Here is a 17,359-nt window from a genome sequence, read left to right on the forward strand (position 1 = left end):
GAATAATTACGTAAGCATAACGAGCTTATGATCTTGTTTCACGGAGCTGGATACGGGTTAAGACCCTAAAAAATCAGATAACTTATCAATGCTCTTAACTTCTAACTGATTATCAAGTTTTTCGACCAGCCCCATCTCTAGCAGCTGGTTAACCACGCGGCGATATACTCGCTCAGAGCAGCCAAATCGTTCAGCTTCTTTATATACTTGAGTAAAATTAACCTGAGCCTTAGCTTCAAGGTAACGCTGTTCAATATCCCAGGCAATATTGTAGATAAGAGGATGTAAGATGCGGTTCAATGTAGTTGTCATTGTGCCCTGATACTTCATAGATAGTGACTGACTCAGCCAAATAGCTAATTCAGGAGTTTGCTGCATCATTTCAGTGAGTAGGTAGATAGGCACGACTTTCGCTGTAATGATTTCATTCGCACATACATCAAACTGACATGGGGTATCTGTTAGTAGCTCAATTTCACCAATTAAGCAGTTATCTGCAAAATAAAGCCCCAAACTAAAATGTCGACCATTGTTTGCAGTATAACCAACGGTGTACTGACCCATTTCTACCCAGTAAAGCTCTGTGATTTCTTGACCTTGCTTTAGTAAGTAGTCACCCGGCTGTAGCTGCTTTGTTTTAAGTTTATGTTTTTCTATCAGTTGGCATAATAACTCATAACCTTGAGTTGCTAACTGGTTGAGTGTTTTCACTTTTTATCACCTATGACTCATTCTGAGACTTCAGTCAGCCCAATCCAGACAAATGTCCTGATTGTATTAACTCATCTGCGACTAATATGTCAACTTAATCAAGAGTTTTTAAGAATATCAAGTGATGCTATGAATTTTGGCGATCGTAGTGATTTCTTTGCTAGATATACGGCAGCTTTGACAACTATTTGGCTGTGGCTGCCAGTTCTAACTAAAACTCGAATTTTTATATATTTAAGGTAGAGACGCATGGATTACTTTCAACTTCCCAAAATCGATCTGCATTGCCATTTAGATGGTAGTGTCCGTCCAGAAACGCTGATTGACCTTGCTCACCAGCAAAATTTATCGCTACCAAGTGAAAATATCCATGACATTAAAGCGTTAATGGTGGTGCCAGAGACATGTCAAAATCTTACGGAGTACATTAAGCGATTCGAACTACCGATTTCAGTAATGCAAACAGAGGAGAGTATCGAACGTATTTCATTTGAGTTGTTTGAAGATGCTGCTAGGGAGAATGTGAAATATTTAGAGGTGCGCTTCGGTCCTCAACTTCATGTTCAAAAGGGGCTAACGTTTGATCAGATAATTGGTAGTGCGGTTAGAGGTATGAAGAAAGCTGAAGCACAGTATGAAATACAAGGTAATTATATTCTGTCGATATTAAAAACCTTACCTAAAGATAGAATTAACGATGTTATTGATGCTGGTGTAAAATACCTGAATCATGGCGTTGTGGCATTTGACTTAGCAGCTAGCGAACTGGATGGATTTTGTCATGAGTATGTTCCTTATGCACAATATGCGATAGAAAAGGGGTATAAGATTACCATTCATGCTGGTGAGCAAGGAAATGGACAGAACGTGTATGATGCTATTTCACTCTTAGGCGCACAACGTATTGGGCACGGCATCGCTATAAAGGAACACAAGCTTGCTTACAACTTAGTAAAAAATGAGCTTATTGCCTTGGAAACGTGCCCTAGCAGTAATACCCATACTAAAGCGGTGGCAGATCTTAGCTGCCATCCAATAAAAACTTTTTACAACGATGGGTTGATGACCACCATCAATACTGACAACCGTACCGTCTCTAATACCACAATGACCGATGAAGTACGTAAGGTGGTGGAGGAGTTTAATCTAAGCCGCGAAGATTATTTTAATATCTATAGGATCAGTGTTAAGCACTCTTTTGCGTCTGAGTCGGTCAAGCAGTCTTTGTTGCAGTACGTAGAGTTAGCGTAGCTTGTTGTATGGGCATTGTGATATGTGTGCTGTCGAGTGCCCGCAGCAAGCCATTGAGCTAAAAGAAAAACGCCCTGAAGTGGATAAAGAAAAGTGTAATGGGTGTGGGAAGTGCCGGATGTTATGCCCGGTGGGGGCGATTAGCTTTTCATTAACATCAATTCAAGTGATCCCTGTTAAATCTGCTTAGTTACTTTAAATATTGGCTTGATGTATTTATCAAGCCAAATAAAAGCCGGTAATAGTTCCTATGCGATAAGTATTGTGACTTGCGCTATTCAGACTGTTTTATATATCATTATTGTGCGATATGTTGGAGGAGTAATCGTCAACGTACGCTTTTAAAGCACTTGGATCAAATTCATAAAATTTATTATTGACTCATTTTTGCAATCAGTTAAAGTACGTCTCGTTCTCAGGGTAAACCGCTCTAGAGAAAAAGAATTTTGTACTAGCAGTCATGTTACAGTGGCAGACTGTTATAAAGATGGTGTCTGACCGCTTTTTATAAAGCACATGGTTAGGAGCATCGCAATAAAGAATTGCGTGCCCTGGTGGTGGAATTGGTAGACACAAGGGATTTAAAATCCCTCGGCGTTCGCGCTGTGCCGGTTCAAGTCCGGCCCGGGGCACCATCTATTATTTATCGTTACCATAAGCGATAAAGCTAAGTTATGACTTAGCGATAAATATGGCGCGTTGGCAGAGTGGCTATGCAGCGGATTGCAAATCCGTGTACCTCGGTTCGACTCCGGGACGCGCCTCCATATTGATTTAATCAGTGTGTTCGATGGTAAGTTACCATCATAATAAACCAGCCAAGTGCTGGTTTTTTTGTATCTGGAATTTGGATAGTTATAGATACCAATATCCACAAGATTCAGCGATGTATTGTATTTGCTGCTCCCAGTTTCACATAATGAAACCAGAAAACTTATAGCAGTTCTTTAATGGTTTCCCAACGATAAACAAACTCTTGAACATGGCTACCATCGGGTGCTTGCCATGTCTGAGTTTTCTCATTGAATGCCCCTAGCTTCTGATAAAATTGCTGGGCTGCAACATTACCCGTCAAGACTTCAAGGTAAAGCCCATTAGTCGGTGCGTGTTGGTAAGCTATTTGGGATGCAGCGGTGAGTAACGTTTTACCCATTCCTTGCCCTTTATAGTGTTCGCTGATGTGCAGGTTTTCAATTAATGTTCCCCATTGATGGTGGTTATCTATATAAATACAGATAAAACCACAAAGGGTATTATTTTCGCACGCAACTAAAATAAGTTGATGACTCTCTGGTGTGTCAAATCGTTGCAGCCACACTGCTTGACGATCTTCAAATATGTCGTTATCTAGATATTTATCAGACAGTATACCGCGATATATATCTTGCCAATTCACGGCATGTAAAAGTGAAATTTGGCTAATGTCATCTCGTGTCGCCATTCTTAGTTCTATCATAAAATGCTGTTTACTACCTATTTAGTGAATGTAATATGACATTACTGTGCCTGTATATTATTTATAGTATCAGAATTCGAATGTGAAATATTTATGCAGAAGAACTGCATGTTTGAAATGGAAATTTCAGCTGAATTTGAAACGGTTTATAACAATTTAGCAGAGATGAGTCGTGGTGTAGATTCTTGGATTCGGCAGTGATTTTGTGAATGGAAGGGGTATTGCTTCGTGGCTTAGCTACTTGTGCTGTTTTTATAAGAAAGAAAAACGGGTCACTAGCTAGGAATAGTGACCCGTTTTATTTCAAATTAATTAATCTTTCGGTTTGTCTTTGGGCTTAATTGGCTGATCACCAATCGTTGTTTTACCCGGACATATCCGCTTAACTGGACATTTAGGGCATCCCCATACTGCAGCATAGGGGCATAATGCCATTTCTTTACTTTTTGTTGCCATCCACTCATACCTCGCTCAATGATTGCTCACAGATATTTTAATTATTTACTTAATTCTGCTGTTAATAGGCGCTTTGTTATACGGTCTTGTAAGTTATTTGGCTCATTCATACCAATACGTTTTAATAGTGGTTCAATAGCGGCTGTTGGCTTTGGAGCGGATAGTGCTTGCCATAAACACTGTGCTTTGCCTTTTCTTGTTGCTGTTTTGTTTTTTAGTGACTTTAATGCTTTACCTAATTTGAGCTCTTCTTCAGTAAAGCTACAACCGAAGGGGAAAGGGCCAAAGAAATCTTGTGCTGTATATTTGTTATATACCTGTGCAATCGCTTCTGGGGTGTTATTACAGAATTCAGCAGGAATTTGGTAATCTTTTGCTACTTTTCCTGCTGATTTGGCTTTTTCTAGTAATTCTTGCTGGAAGCGTGAATCTGCGATTTTAATCAGTTCTGTATATACAACGTGATCTGACTTACTGCGAAGATCTGCAATGCCATATTCAGTAATAACCGTATCGCGAAGATGACGAGGTATTGTCGTGTGTCCGTAATTGAATAAAATATTTGATTGAAGTTTACCGCCACGTACACAACAGCTGCGTAATTTTAGAATAGAACGTGCACCGGGTAATTGATGGGCTTGTGCGACAAAGTTATATTGACCGCCTACACCACTAACGACCTGTCCATTTTCTAAGGCATCTGAAATAACAGACCCATTTAACGTCACCATCATGGCTGAGTTAATGAAACGTGCATGTTTACGTTGTGCTTGCTTGAGCTGCTGGCTACCAAGGAAATGGTCATAAAGCTCATTCACATAGTTCACACTCGTCATACAGAATTGATCATGCTCGGCATCTGTCATTGTATTAAGTGCTTCGTAAAAATCTTTAGGCCCGATGAAGAATGCACCGTGCATGACTACGCCGCCGCATAATGCTGAATTCAAGCAATGTTTGGTTATCCATTGTAAGGCTTCTTCATTTTTCAAATTACCTAAATAGCTGCTATCAGTAATATTAAGCAACCCATTGTGGTAATGAACCGATGACTTAAATACGCCAATACGTTTTAAATAATCCACATCATCACTGTTTAATACTGAAGATATTGCGTTATGCTCAAGCAAAGTGAGTAGTGTTGAAATAGTAACTTTCGGCGTGATTTTCTTTTCATTCAGTAGGGTTTGTATTGTTAAATCTTCGAATACTTCACGCTTGAGAATGCCGGCTTTAAATAAGTGCATGAAGCCATCAACCATCAGCTCACTACAGCCGTACAAGCCTTCTTCAAATGTGCCCGTTTCACCAATAACACAACTAAGAGGGAATTTCTCTGCAACTTGTAGATCGTGAAGTATTTGTTGGTAAACAGGGTTATTCTGATGACGTAGCATAGTACTGTACGTTAATGCGCTACTGAGTGAACCAATACCAACTTGTAATGTACCGCCATCTTTAATCAGCGCACTCGAATATAGCCCAATCATATGATCTTCTTGGGAAATACTGGCATTTGGTGCTGCAAATAGTGCGTAATCTTCATGTTTTTCGTTCAGGTTGCCATCAAGAATGAAATCGAATTCTGAGTCTGCTACTTCTGCATGGTTACGCATGAATGGCATATTGTTGTTAACCTCACCAACAATGGCCATAGGAACGCCTTCTGCTTTCAATCGATCCATTTCAGGAATGAAATCTAACGCTAAATCAGAGTTACTGCACAAGCTGTACGTTGTTACGCCATCAATGACACGTTTGGCAACAATTTGTGCGACAACATTCACCCCTTTATCCAATAGATCTCGAACGGCATGTGTATAGTTTGTGCTGGTGTAATTTAATTGCTGTGTGCTATTTAAAAAGCTGCCCGCTTTGAAGAAAAATTCATTCACGCAGATATTGCTAGGTATATCGCCTTTACGAAGACCACAGATATAATCAATATCGGGTACATTCGCAAATTCGCGTTCGACGAATGGCCCTAAAAAATTTTTCTCTAACGTACTTTTACCAATAGGTTTTTCGAGCGTAATACCCGTCTCTATACGAAGTGAAATAGAAGGATCGGCTTTCGCTCGTTGATAAAGCGCATTGATAAAAGCAATGGGTTTTCCGATAGCAAGAGGTACGCCGATAACGATTTTCTTTCCAACTTGCGCAATTATTTGATCAACAAGTTCATCTGGTGTCGCCAATGTTTGCGCAGCCGATTTTGTTTCGCTTTCTGTATTCAATGCTTGGTCATCGGAATGACTAGGAGAAAGAGCAGAAGGGTAAATAGGTGTATCTATAAATTCAAGTACAGACATGACAAATTCCTTTTTCACTATATTTACTATTGGTGGCGAGTGTTTGCTAAGTTGTTTTATTATTATCTTTATACTTTTAAAGGATAGAGTTATGACTCTAGTTGTCTATTGAAAATTGAATTTTATTTCAATAAGTTGAACCCAATCACAGATAGTTGGATGAAATAAGTCAAGAGAATTAGGTTGAGGATTCTAAAATAAAAGAGAAGGGCTATTGTTTGGCTTAAGCTTTTGATTTTAAATAAAATTATTGTTGTTTTGTTTTTGTGAACTCAGTGGTGTTCTAATTATAAAATTAGAAAGAATGATCTAATTTTAATTGCTAACCTTATTTTAATGATAGATGCCATTGTTTCTTTTATTTGTTTTTCGTAATAAGAAGCAGGCTAATAATAAATAAGGGAATTAATTATGATGCTCAAAAATATAATCGGAAGTGTTAAATCTGTTACTTCTGTTGGTGAAGAGACTGCTCGCACTGTTTATTTAGCGGGTCTAGGTGCTTATAGCAAAGGTATGGAACAAAAACAGCAAACTCAAGGTTTGTTAAGTAGCCAGTTCCGCGCTTTAGTTGATAAAGGTGAATATGTTGAAACCGAGAGCAAGCAACGTATTGATTCCACCAAAAAAGTCGTTTTAGGTAACGTCGAAAAGCAGGTAAATTATGTTATTCGCCGTACAAGCGGTATCGACCGCACTAAATTATCAGGCCTTGAAGAGCGTATTGATACGTTAACGGCAGCTGTTGATAAGCTTTTGCAAAAATAAGAGGAACATCTATGCCTAGTTTGTCTCTTCTCGACTTAAGTTTCATTATTTTTGAATCTGACAAAACACCAATGCATGTAACTGGTTTGGTTATATTAGAACCGCCTAAAGAGCATGCGGCTACGTATGCGCAAGATCTCTATGGTGAATTTTTACAGCAAACTGACGTGACAGCACCTTTTAATTGGAAGCTTCAGTGGTCGTTTACGGGCAAACCAAGCTGGCAAACACTTCCGAAAGTGAATTTAGAAGATCATTTACGTATCACTATGCTTCCATCGCCAGGAAATGACCAACAGTTACAACAAGTTGTTGGTCGTTTACATGGTCAAGTATTGGATCGAAGTCGACCAATGTGGGAAGTATGGGTGATTGGTGGTCTTGAAAATAATCGTGTGGCGATTGTATTTAAAGTCCACCATTCAATGGCGGATGGTGTTCGTGCCAGCAGTTTATTTACCCGCAGTTGTGCTACAAACCCTGAAGAATCATTTACTAAGCCTATTTGGCAATGTGATTTACGTAAAACGGCATCAGAACGCCGTGCAGAAACACACCTTACCGACATGGTAATAAAAACAGCCTCGCAGGCATCAAAGCAAATATCGCTTATTCCATCTATGTTCCGATTGGGTAGCAAGCTTGCATTGAAAGCAGTAAAACTGGCTGACTGTGATTTGAAGGTGCCGTTTACCGCACCCAAAACGCCTTTCAATTTGAGCCCTAAGCGTAGCCGAGCGGTGAGTTTAGGCCATTTTTCTATGGGTAAATTGAATCAACTTAGCCGTATTACTGGTGCATCAATGAATGATGTACTCTTTACTGTAAGTGATATTGCTCTGAATCGTTACTTAAATGATCGCTCGTTACCTTTAAGAAAACCGTTAGTTGCCATGATGCCAATTAACCTTCGTAGTAAAGGGGAGGTTGCAAGTAAAGGCAATAAGATGTCTATCGGGCATGTTGAGCTGGGTCGAGCGCACTTAACGTCATTAGAGCGATTAGAAGCGATTCAGCAGGCAACAGTTGATTTAAAAAATGAAGCCTTAAATATTTCACCTGATGCTTATGTTAATTACTCTTTACTTGTTAATGGTGCGTCTTTAATTAGCGGTAAATTTGGCTTAAATGGGTTTATTCCACCTGCAAGTAACATACTTATCTCTAATGTACCGGGTGTGAAAGATACCTTGTATTTCATGGGTGCAGAAGTGAAAGAGCAGTACCCAGTATCGTTGCTTATGCCTGGGCAAACGTTGAATATTACATTCTTTAGTAATGCCGGGAAGATGTACTACTCATTGGTTGCATGTAGCCAGTCTTTACCAGGATTTGAGGTAATTGCAGGGTATATGGAAGAAGCTTTAAGTGAGTTAGAGCAAGATATCATGGATACAGCAGTGTCAGCAGTATCTGAGCAGATGGAAAGCCATGATAGCGAGACTGTGGCGGTTGAAATGGCGGTACTTGCAGCACGAGAAGCTCTTACGCCAGATGATGCTGAATTTGAACGTTTGTATATAGAGAAACAGCAGCGAGTAGAGAAACTGGAAAAGCAATTATCACAGTTAACTGCCATGCTTTCTAAAACAATCGAGATTGATCCTGCGGTTAAGCCGATAAATGAAGAGCTAATGAATGAATCAGTTGCTATCGATATCATTCCAAAAAGTACATCAGCTTCATCATAACGCAGCATAATAAGAAAGACGTTCCTTCCCCTTATTGCCGCAATCTATACATATAGGTTGCGGTTTTTTATTAGAGCAATATTTCACTTTTGTCTTTGTTACTTGTTATTGTGTACTACCCTGATGACGGATAAATGCTGTGCATAAAAAAAGACCGCATCAAGTGCGGTCTTATAGTATCTTAGCTATGCATAGATTATGCGTAAGTTGCTGCCATTTTTTCTACTTGGTCAACATACTTCTGCATCGCAGTTTCAGCATCCATTCCTTTTTGCTTTTCCCATGCTTCGTATTTTGCCGCCCCTTTAAAGTCAAACATACCAGGACGCTTGCCGTGTACGTCACCATCAGTGGCTTGCTTGAACAAAGAATACATTGTAAGCAATTCATCGTTTGTTGGGCGCTGAGTCAGTTTCTTAACGTCTAACTGTGCTTGTTCAAAGCTTGCTTTTAAATCTGCCATGATTTTCTATCCTTAATTAAAATTATAAAGTTGTTAATACCTAGCCACCGATGAAGGTGGTTTTTTAAACTACAAGTGGATACCACGTAGTAGTGCAGAGAATGCCATTAGCTCTGCTGATGATGCTTTTTCTGTTTTATCTTCTTTACCTTGCTCACTTTCTTTCGAATCAGGGAACATGCGGAAGCTACTGTTCATGATTATTTCAGCAAGTTTAGGGAAAAGGGCATGAATCACGGAACCGAAAATACCTAAGTTAGTCGCAATACGCTTTGGCTTATCAATGATTGCCGTTGCTAACAAATCAGCAGCTTGGCTTGGTGATAACGTTGGTACCGATTTGTAGATCTTCGTTGGTGCGATCATTGGTGTTGCCACTAAAGGCATGTTGATCGTTGTGAAGTTAATGTTCATGTCTGAATATTCAGAGGCTGCACAACGCGTAAATGCATCCATCGCTGCTTTTGAAGCGACATAAGCAGAGAAACGAGGGGCATTAGTCAGTACGCCAATGGATGAAATATTAATGATATGGCCACCACCTTGTGCTTCCATACTTGGTAGTAAGCCTAAGGTTAGTTTCAATGAGCCAAAGTAGTTAAGCTGCATTGTGCGCTCATAGTCATGGAAACGATCAACGGAGTTTGCAACAGAGCGACGAATCGAGCGACCAGCGTTGTTAATTAAGATATCAACACGGCCATGTTCAGCCAATATATTCTCAACAAGCGTATCTACTTGTTCTATATTGGATAAATCGCACTGGTATGTATGCGCGATACCACCAAGATCTTCTACTTCTTTTTTAGTGTTAGCCAGTTTCTCTTCATCACGAGCAACTAAAATCATCTGTGCGCCATTCTCGGCAAGTTTGAACGCTGTTGCTTGCCCAATCCCTGAGCTTGCACCAGTGATCAAAATGATCTTATTTTCTACGCGACCTTTAAGGCTGCGATCACCCGAGATCTCTGGATCAAGGTGACGTTCCCAATAATCCCAAATGGCAGGGGCATAGCTTGGTAAGCGAGGGCACTCAATGCCAGAACCTTTTAGAGCTTTTTGCGTTTCACGGCAATCAAACTCTGTAGGGTAGGTGAAGAATTGTAATGCTGATGAAGGAATACCAAGATCTTTCATCGTTACGTCGCTAATTTGTTTAATCGTTGGTAACGATAAAATAGCGTTCTTCATTTGATTGGGAATAAAGCCAAATAAGCGTGCATCTAAACGTAATGCCATACGAGGCGCATGGCCCGCTTCAGCAAAAATATTAAGCACTTCACCTGAGCGGTAAGGTTTAGGATCAGTTAGGTGAAAACAACGATTATCTAAGCCATCTTTATGCGCAATATAGTCTAGTGCATCAACAACGTAATCAACGGGTACGATATTAAGACGTCCGCCTTCTAAACCAATAGTGGGTACCCATGCAGGCAATACATTACGAATGCGTTGTAGCATTTTGAAGAAGTAGTACGGCCCATCGGCACGATCTGCAATCCCCGTTTTTGAATCGCCCACAACCATACCAGGACGGTACACACGAAAGGGGACTTTACATTTTTCGCGAACCACTTTCTCTGATAAGTGTTTGGTTGAGAAGTATGGGTGATCTAGATTTTCTGCTTCATCGAACATATCTTCGCGGAAGTGACCTTCGTACAAGCCAGCTGCTGCAATTGAGCTGATGTGGTGGAAGCAACCTGCTTGTAAATTTTCAGCCGCATCGACAGCATTTTGTGTCCCTTCGATGTTAACAGCTTCTTGTATTTCGGCTGTGGCATTTAAATCATAAATAGCCGCAAGGTGGAAAAAATGCGTAATAGAGCCAGATAATTTTTTAATATCTTCTTTGGCTAAACCTAAACCAGCCTGCGTTAAATCCCCTGTGATAGGTAAGATACGACCCGCCGGAATAGACTTTTCTTCTATGTAAGCTTCGAGTATATCTTGTGATTGTTCATTATGACAAAGGACGTAAATCGTGCCTTCTCGTTTTAGAAGTCTGGTGATGAGGTTTCGGCCAAGAAAACCTGTTCCGCCAGTCAAAAAATATGCCATGTTCTCTCCTTAATATACAACTGATCTAATAACATTCCTTTTAGAAATACAAAATACACTGGTCAGAGCTCTTGTCGTCACTAAATCTTTGAAACTATTAAACAGATCACCTTTTTATTTAAATTAACGGCCTTATTTCATCTCAAATGAAAAATTTAATAAGTTTTTTTGGAAGTTACACTATGATTCATAATAGTAGAAAAGAGTGATTTTATATTAAAATCAACATTTAGTTATAATAACAATATTAACTTTTAATAAATTTGGCTGGCAATTATCATTACAATGAATGTGAGAGGGTGTTATGTATGACTTTATAATTGTAGGTGCAGGATCTGCAGGGTGTGTACTTGCTAATAGGTTGTCAGCCGATAAAAAGATAAAAGTTTGTTTGGTAGAAGCAGGGCCAAAAGATTCAAGTATAATGGTGCATGTTCCATTGGGTTTGATTGGAATGATGCATTCAAAAAAAATGAATTGGCGTTATTATACCGAGCAAGAATCACACCTTGGCGGACGAAAGTTATTTTGGCCTCGTGGTAAGACACTAGGAGGTAGTAGTGCTTCTAATGCGATGTGTTACATCCGTGGGCATGCGTGTGATTACGATGAATGGGTAACATTAGGTAATGACGGCTGGGGTTATAGTGATGTGCTTCCTTACTTTAAAAAGGCACAACACCAAGAGCGTGGTGCTTGTACTTATCATGGTGCGGGTGGTCCGTTAAATGTCGCTGATTTACGGACAAAAAATCCATTATCAAAAGCGTTTCTTAACGCTTCGCAGCAAGCTGGGCATAAGCTAACGGATGACTTTAACGGTGAAGATCAAGAAGGTGTCGGCTATTATCAGGTAACGCAAAAAAATGGTCAGCGTTGTAGCTCTGCAGTTGGGTATTTACGGCCAGTCGAACAAAGAGAAAACCTTACCGTTATTACCGATGCACTGACGACAAAAATTAACTTTGATGGTAAAACAGCAGTAGGTATTGATTACCTTAAAGATGGTCGAAAACATACGATAATCGCAATGAAAGAAGTGATTCTTAGTGGGGGAGCGATCAACAGCCCTCAGCTCTTGTTAGTCTCTGGTGTTGGTGGTAAAGATGTTTTAAAACAGCATGGTATAGAGCAAGTTTGTCAGCTTGATGGCGTTGGTAAGAATTTACAAGATCACCTTGATGTACTGGCAGTAACCCGCGAACGTACATTTCACTCGGTTGGTTTTTCGCCTGTTGCCCTAATGCGTTCGATTAAAGGTATTTTTGACTTTTTATTATTTCGAAAGGGTAACTTCACCACAAACATTGCGGAGGCTGGTGGCTTCGTAAAGAGTGATCCCTCCCTTGCTGTACCTGATGTCCAATTTCACTTTTCACCGTGTTTTCTTGATAATCATGGTCTTAATCTATTGCAAACAGTTAGGCATGGTTATTCATTACATGCGTGTAATCTTCGCCCTAAAAGCCGAGGAGAACTGACATTAAGAAGTGCAGATCCCGCTGTTCCTCCTTTGATTAATGCGCGTTATTTAGAGAACGAAGAAGACATCAAAATCATGATAAAAGGCATAAAAATGTCTCGTGAAATTTTGAAGCAACCAGCTTTTGATCATTACCGAGGCGTTGAAGTATTTCCAGGGAAAGAGGTTCAAACAGACGAAGAGTTAGAAGCATTCATTCGCCGAAAAGCGGAGTCGATTTACCATCCAGTTGGCACGTGTAAAATGGGTGTCGATGATCAAGCGGTTGTTGACCCAGCGCTAAAGGTTATTGGTCTTAACGGTCTACGTGTTGTAGACGCATCAATCATGCCTACGTTAATTGGTGGTAATACCAATGCGCCGACCATTATGATTGCTGAAAAAGCAGCTGATATGATTTTGGCTGATTATAATAATGTTAATGCCGAAATAAAGGAAAAAAAAACAACAAAAGCTTAATGGTATTATTTGTAAGCATAAAAAGGCTGAATTATTTCAGCCTTTTTATGCTTAAAGTGAAAGTTAGGGTGATTATTCTAATTTTATTTATTATAATCTTACGTCTGATTTTTAATGTTATATTTTTTTCATTTCAATTCAAGTGTTATATTATTTCCCTCCCTGCTTTTTTCATTTCAGTTAAATTTACTAAAATGTTATGTAAATATGTATTGTCAATACAATGTATGATTGTATTGATATTGAATAATAAGTCTATTGCTAATAGGCTGCTAACATATTAAGAAAGATGTATCGCTATATGAAAGCATTTAGAACCACAAATCGGGGTGTGAATATGATTTCAAGGAACAACCTGAGTCAGAAATTCCAAGCATTGATCGATGAAATTTCTTCTAAAATGGTTGAGAACACCGGAGTCGCTAAAGATAAAGTCACAGAATTTATCGAGCAGGGTCTACCACCCGTCCAGAGTGATGCAGTGATAGCTACCTTAAATGGCATGGTAGGTGATTCTCTTGAACAGCGAGACAGCCGTTTTGCTCAAAAAATGCAATTTCGAGATCAGCTGCAAACACTAAGTGACGATCCGGCTTTGTTATCTCTTCAACTGCCAGAAGCGACAGACAGAATTATACTTTGCGTACACGGTTGGTGCATGAATGATGTGCAATGGTTACGTAAAGAGCATGATCATGGTCGTTTCATGGCAACATTTGGTTATACCCCCATCTACCTTCGTTATAACACTGGCATGCATATTTCAGCTAACGGCGAAGAGTTTGCCTTAAAGCTTGAGGCGTTATTAGCCGCTTGGCCATGTGCGGTCACTGAGTTAGTGATAGTAGGTCATAGTATGGGCGGGTTGGTTACTCGCAGTGCTTGTTATTATGGCAAGCAGCTTAATGTGGATTGGTTAGATAAATTAACCACGTTTATTACATTAGGCACACCACATAATGGTGCCCCATTGGCTAAGCTGGCAAGCTGGGTTGATGAAAGAATTGCAGATGCACCGTATTTAAAGGTGTTAAGTAAAGTAACGGAAATCCGCAGTAGCGGGACAAGAGACCTAAGCCATGGCTTTATTTGCCATAGTGATTGGCAGCAAGATGAAGAAACAAGAAAGGTACTTAAAAAGAGACCTACGTTGCCAGAAGGGGTCGCATGTTATGCGATAGCGAGCTGCCTTGGGAATAATTTTTACGATGAGAAAAGCCAAATGTTAGGCGATGGGCTTGTACCTGTATCAAGTGCATTAGGTGATGCGGAAACAGGACATATTGGGTTAGATTTCCCACCTAAGCATAAGTGGATAGGCGAGGGAATAAACCATCTCGATTTGCTTTCTCATCCCCTTATCATGTCGAAAATCAAAGAATGGATCCTAGATAATACGATTCACCCCTTTGACCTAAGTGAAGACCCGTTACGTTCTGATTGTTGAAAAACGACGAGCATTTGAACGCTCATGTATAAGTTAATCTTTTGCCACCTTTGTCTATGCACAAGGTGGCATTTTTATATCAATAATCGCTACATCTGACTTTTGATATATATGCTTAGTCGTATATAATGATTTCAAATATCGAAAATCAAGACTCATATGAAAAAAATACTTTTTCTCTGCACTGGCAATTCGGCACGTTCTCAACTGGCTGAGGCATTAATGCGACACATGGCTGATGATAGTTATGAAGTGATGAGTGCGGGTATGAGCCCCGAAACTGTTGATGAGCGCGTTTATACTGTTTTAACTCAAAATGGTGTGAATAGTGACAATCTTCAAAGTGTTTCAGCTGAGTCATTACATGATCAGCATTTTGATGTGGTTATAACACTATGTGATAAGGCGAGTAACGAGTGTGGATTATTCCCTGAATCTGATGCGTTGATCCATTGGGATTTTAAAGATCCTAAACCACTAGAGGGGGATCAGGGTTTCGTTGATACCTATGAAGGGCTTAAAGTAAAAATCGCATTATTTTTGATGTTAAATGGTGAAGATCAAAGTGATGCTGTTGGTCCTGTTGAACTTTTTAAGATCATGAGTGATCCGCTTCGTCTTCGTATCTTGATGTTGATTGAAGATGAGTTTGCCCTTTCTGTGGGCGATTTAACGAAAGCCTTGTCTGTTAGTCAGCCAAAAGTTTCTCGTCATCTTGCTCTATTGCGTGATGCAGGGATTTTGAAAGATCAACGTGAAGGTTTATGGGTTTTCTATCGTTTACCTGAGAATTTACCGGTTTGGATCCACCACATATTAACAACGGTACGCAATGGTAATCCTGGGCTAATCAATAATGAAAAATTAAAGCTCAGCCAGATTAAAGACAGAAAAAAGCCAGGATTTAGTCAGAAAAAATAAGTTTTATGGACACTGATCTCTCAAGGTCTTAGTCATTTCAAAACAATAAAATTATAGGTACACACAATGTCAAAGACACATCCATTTTGGGCTCTTTCTCTAGATGCAACTTCGGGCAGCCAAGGCGCACAACTTCTGCTAACGCCTTGCCCTGGAAAGAAAGAAGCAAATTTGCATGATTCATTAGTACAATTAAAAGAGGCAGGGGCAACCGCTGTTTTAACGGCATTGCAAGAAAGTGACTTACCTGATGGCGGACTTGAACTGTTAACACAAGAATGTAAGACGCTAGGGCTTAAGTGGTTTCACCTTCCTATTGAAGATGATTGTGCCCCAGGCGAAGCATTTGATACAAATTGGGAAGCTGCCAATACCGCTGCACAAGCAATATTAGATAATGGCGAGTCATTAGCTATTCATTGCATGGGGGGGTCTGGTCGAACAGGATTGATCGCCGCACGTTTGATGTTAGATCGTGGTGTTGAATTAGAATCTACGATTGCACAAATTCAGGCACTTCGTCCGGGTGCATTTACACGTCAACCACATATTGATTATATTCAACAGTTTGCTAAATAAACTATTTCTAATAGTTAGGGCATTTTTCAGCTCTTAGATGATTAAAAATTAAGCCCCTTAGTGCAAGAACTACAATGCACTAAGGGGCTTTTTTCATAAATAGCTGGTCAATCACGCTGAGTTTTACTAATATATGAAATGTCGTATATATGGGTAATCGAATATACTGCTAATTTACATTAACATTGAATGAATAAGGGTAAGAACATGACAATTAAAGTCGGTATTAATGGTTTTGGTCGTATCGGACGTTTAGCACTTCGCGCAGCCTTTGATTGGGAAGAATTAGAATTTGTTCAGATAAATGATGTGGCTGGTGATGCAAAAACACTGGGGCATTTACTTGAGTTCGATTCGATTCAAGGTCGTTGGAATCATGCCGTTACTGTCGAAGCTGATCAGCTGTTGATTGGCGATGCAAGCATCACATGTACCCAAGAGCGTGATATTGATGCTGTCGATTGGTCGGGCTGTGATGTTGTTCTTGAAGCTACGGGTGTTCATCGTGAAACATCATTGCTGCAAAAGTACCTCGTTCAGGGGGTAAAACGTGTTGTTGTATCTGCACCCGTAAAAGAAGAAGGTGTACTCAATGTAGTGGTGGGTGTGAATGATCATTTATTTGATCCAGAAAAGCACCGTATCGTTACAGCAGCATCATGTACTACCAACTGTATTGCACCGATTGTTAAGGTGATTCATGAGAAGATCGGTATCGATCAAGCCTCTTTTACGACAATTCATAATTTAACCAACACCCAAACCATTCTTGATGCGCCGCATAAAGATCTTCGTCGTGCACGTTCATGTGGCTCAAGTTTGATTCCAACCACTACGGGTTCAGCGACTGCTATTGTTGAAATTTTCCCTGAATTAAAAGATAAAATTAATGGTCATGCCGTTCGTGTACCTTTAGCTAACGCATCGCTAACTGATATTATTTTTGATGTTAGCCGAGATACAACGGCTGAAGAAATTAACGCACTGCTAAAAGAAGCATCAGAAACTGAAATGGTTGGCGTACTGGGCTTTGAAGATCGTCCACTTGTCTCTATTGATTACAAAGGTGATCAACGTTCAACAATTGTTGATGCATTATCTACCATGGTTGTTAATGATCGCATGGTGAAGATTTACGCTTGGTACGACAATGAAATGGGTTACGCGACGCGTACTTCAGAGCTTATTCGTCAAGTTGGCTCAGCCTAGTCATATTTAGCATCGTCATTGATTGTGTTGATGATCGCTTACAAAGAAAATGACTCCGTATTTATTCATCAGTGATAAATATGGAGCATTAG

General features: G+C 39.8%; 15 protein-coding genes and 2 tRNA genes. 11 read left to right on the top strand and 6 right to left on the bottom strand.

Features of this window, described 5'->3' with window-relative positions; translation table 11 throughout:
• Positions 1-57: 57 nt before the first annotated feature.
• A complete protein-coding gene (locus C9J12_RS07665) occupies positions 58-711 on the bottom strand; it encodes a Crp/Fnr family transcriptional regulator (RefSeq protein WP_107242162.1) in 654 nt (217 codons plus the stop codon).
• 249 nt (positions 712-960) lie between these two features.
• On the opposite strand from C9J12_RS07665, the gene add reads away from it, so the two are divergent.
• From add to C9J12_RS07685, 4 genes are all read left to right on the top strand, one after another.
• Positions 961-1,962: an adenosine deaminase gene (add, locus tag C9J12_RS07670; RefSeq protein ID WP_107242163.1), complete on the top strand. Its 1,002-nt coding sequence runs from the start codon at positions 961-963 to the stop codon at positions 1,960-1,962.
• A gap of 22 nt (positions 1,963-1,984) precedes the next feature.
• On the top strand, positions 1,985-2,152 hold the full coding sequence (locus C9J12_RS07675) for a 4Fe-4S binding protein (protein WP_107242164.1): 168 nt from the start codon (positions 1,985-1,987) through the stop codon (positions 2,150-2,152).
• 358 nt (positions 2,153-2,510) lie between these two features.
• A tRNA-Leu gene (locus C9J12_RS07680) sits at positions 2,511-2,597 on the top strand.
• Between the two features lie 58 nt (positions 2,598-2,655).
• Positions 2,656-2,729: transfer RNA gene (locus C9J12_RS07685), tRNA-Cys, on the top strand.
• A gap of 167 nt (positions 2,730-2,896) precedes the next feature.
• Here the strand turns inward: C9J12_RS07685 and C9J12_RS07690 are convergent.
• The 3 genes from C9J12_RS07690 to C9J12_RS07695 form a co-directional block, all read right to left on the bottom strand.
• A complete protein-coding gene (locus C9J12_RS07690) occupies positions 2,897-3,418 on the bottom strand; it encodes a GNAT family N-acetyltransferase (protein WP_107242165.1) in 522 nt (173 codons plus the stop codon).
• 312 nt (positions 3,419-3,730) lie between these two features.
• Positions 3,731-3,874, bottom strand: a complete 144-nt coding sequence (locus C9J12_RS30635; RefSeq protein ID WP_006232327.1) for a hypothetical protein — start codon at positions 3,872-3,874, stop codon at positions 3,731-3,733.
• Between the two features lie 41 nt (positions 3,875-3,915).
• Positions 3,916-6,186: an acetyl-CoA hydrolase/transferase C-terminal domain-containing protein gene (locus tag C9J12_RS07695; RefSeq protein ID WP_107242166.1), complete on the bottom strand. Its 2,271-nt coding sequence runs from the start codon at positions 6,184-6,186 to the stop codon at positions 3,916-3,918.
• Positions 6,187-6,597: 411 nt separating this feature from the next.
• Between C9J12_RS07695 and C9J12_RS07700 the strand changes: the two genes are divergently transcribed.
• Both C9J12_RS07700 and C9J12_RS07705 read left to right on the top strand, forming a co-directional pair.
• Complete coding sequence (locus C9J12_RS07700; protein WP_107242167.1) at positions 6,598-6,954, top strand: phasin-related domain-containing protein; 357 nt, start codon at positions 6,598-6,600, stop codon at positions 6,952-6,954.
• A gap of 11 nt (positions 6,955-6,965) precedes the next feature.
• The gene (locus C9J12_RS07705) at positions 6,966-8,645 is read left to right on the top strand and encodes a wax ester/triacylglycerol synthase family O-acyltransferase (protein WP_107242168.1); all 1,680 of its coding nucleotides are present in this window, start codon (positions 6,966-6,968) and stop codon (positions 8,643-8,645) included.
• A gap of 196 nt (positions 8,646-8,841) precedes the next feature.
• Here C9J12_RS07705 and C9J12_RS07710 read toward each other — a convergent pair whose 3' ends face one another.
• Positions 8,842-9,108: an acyl-CoA-binding protein gene (locus C9J12_RS07710; RefSeq protein ID WP_011218901.1), complete on the bottom strand. Its 267-nt coding sequence runs from the start codon at positions 9,106-9,108 to the stop codon at positions 8,842-8,844.
• Between the two features lie 69 nt (positions 9,109-9,177).
• A complete protein-coding gene (locus tag C9J12_RS07715; RefSeq protein WP_107242169.1) occupies positions 9,178-11,169 on the bottom strand; it encodes an SDR family oxidoreductase in 1,992 nt (663 codons plus the stop codon).
• Between the two features lie 304 nt (positions 11,170-11,473).
• On the opposite strand from C9J12_RS07715, the gene C9J12_RS07720 reads away from it, so the two are divergent.
• From C9J12_RS07720 to C9J12_RS07745, 5 genes are all read left to right on the top strand, one after another.
• Entirely contained in the window at positions 11,474-13,111 is a 1,638-nt protein-coding gene (locus C9J12_RS07720) for a GMC family oxidoreductase (protein ID WP_107242170.1), read from the top strand.
• Between the two features lie 337 nt (positions 13,112-13,448).
• Positions 13,449-14,558 (top strand): GPI inositol-deacylase, encoded by a 1,110-nt coding sequence (locus C9J12_RS07730; RefSeq protein ID WP_227876299.1) that lies wholly within the window; start codon positions 13,449-13,451, stop codon positions 14,556-14,558.
• Between the two features lie 159 nt (positions 14,559-14,717).
• Complete coding sequence (locus C9J12_RS07735; protein WP_107242173.1) at positions 14,718-15,479, top strand: metalloregulator ArsR/SmtB family transcription factor; 762 nt, start codon at positions 14,718-14,720, stop codon at positions 15,477-15,479.
• A gap of 66 nt (positions 15,480-15,545) precedes the next feature.
• On the top strand, positions 15,546-16,058 hold the full coding sequence (locus C9J12_RS07740; RefSeq protein WP_107242174.1) for a phosphatase domain-containing putative toxin: 513 nt from the start codon (positions 15,546-15,548) through the stop codon (positions 16,056-16,058).
• Between the two features lie 207 nt (positions 16,059-16,265).
• Complete coding sequence (locus C9J12_RS07745) at positions 16,266-17,267, top strand: ArsJ-associated glyceraldehyde-3-phosphate dehydrogenase (protein ID WP_107242175.1); 1,002 nt, start codon at positions 16,266-16,268, stop codon at positions 17,265-17,267.
• Positions 17,268-17,359: the final 92 nt, after the last annotated feature.

This window comes from Photobacterium frigidiphilum (assembly GCF_003025615.1).
Lineage (GTDB): Bacteria > Pseudomonadota > Gammaproteobacteria > Enterobacterales > Vibrionaceae > Photobacterium > Photobacterium frigidiphilum.

Excerpts from the sequence above, each read along its gene's own strand:
- C9J12_RS07705 (WP_107242168.1), top strand. The coding sequence starts at position 6,966 with ATGCCTAGTTTGTCTCTTCTCGACTTAAGTTTCATTATTTTTGAATCT.
- C9J12_RS07690 (WP_107242165.1), bottom strand. The coding sequence starts at position 3,418 with ATGATAGAACTAAGAATGGCGACACGAGATGACATTAGCCAAATTTCA.
- C9J12_RS07735 (WP_107242173.1), top strand. The coding sequence starts at position 14,718 with ATGAAAAAAATACTTTTTCTCTGCACTGGCAATTCGGCACGTTCTCAA.
- add (WP_107242163.1), top strand. The coding sequence starts at position 961 with ATGGATTACTTTCAACTTCCCAAAATCGATCTGCATTGCCATTTAGAT.
- C9J12_RS07730 (WP_227876299.1), top strand. The coding sequence starts at position 13,449 with ATGATTTCAAGGAACAACCTGAGTCAGAAATTCCAAGCATTGATCGAT.
- C9J12_RS07745 (WP_107242175.1), top strand. The coding sequence starts at position 16,266 with ATGACAATTAAAGTCGGTATTAATGGTTTTGGTCGTATCGGACGTTTA.
- C9J12_RS07710 (WP_011218901.1), bottom strand. The coding sequence starts at position 9,108 with ATGGCAGATTTAAAAGCAAGCTTTGAACAAGCACAGTTAGACGTTAAG.
- C9J12_RS07715 (WP_107242169.1), bottom strand. The coding sequence starts at position 11,169 with ATGGCATATTTTTTGACTGGCGGAACAGGTTTTCTTGGCCGAAACCTC.
- C9J12_RS07720 (WP_107242170.1), top strand. The coding sequence starts at position 11,474 with ATGTATGACTTTATAATTGTAGGTGCAGGATCTGCAGGGTGTGTACTT.
- C9J12_RS07675 (WP_107242164.1), top strand. The coding sequence starts at position 1,985 with ATGTGTGCTGTCGAGTGCCCGCAGCAAGCCATTGAGCTAAAAGAAAAA.
- C9J12_RS07740 (WP_107242174.1), top strand. The coding sequence starts at position 15,546 with ATGTCAAAGACACATCCATTTTGGGCTCTTTCTCTAGATGCAACTTCG.
- C9J12_RS07695 (WP_107242166.1), bottom strand. The coding sequence starts at position 6,186 with ATGTCTGTACTTGAATTTATAGATACACCTATTTACCCTTCTGCTCTT.
- C9J12_RS30635 (WP_006232327.1), bottom strand. The coding sequence starts at position 3,874 with ATGGCAACAAAAAGTAAAGAAATGGCATTATGCCCCTATGCTGCAGTA.
- C9J12_RS07700 (WP_107242167.1), top strand. The coding sequence starts at position 6,598 with ATGATGCTCAAAAATATAATCGGAAGTGTTAAATCTGTTACTTCTGTT.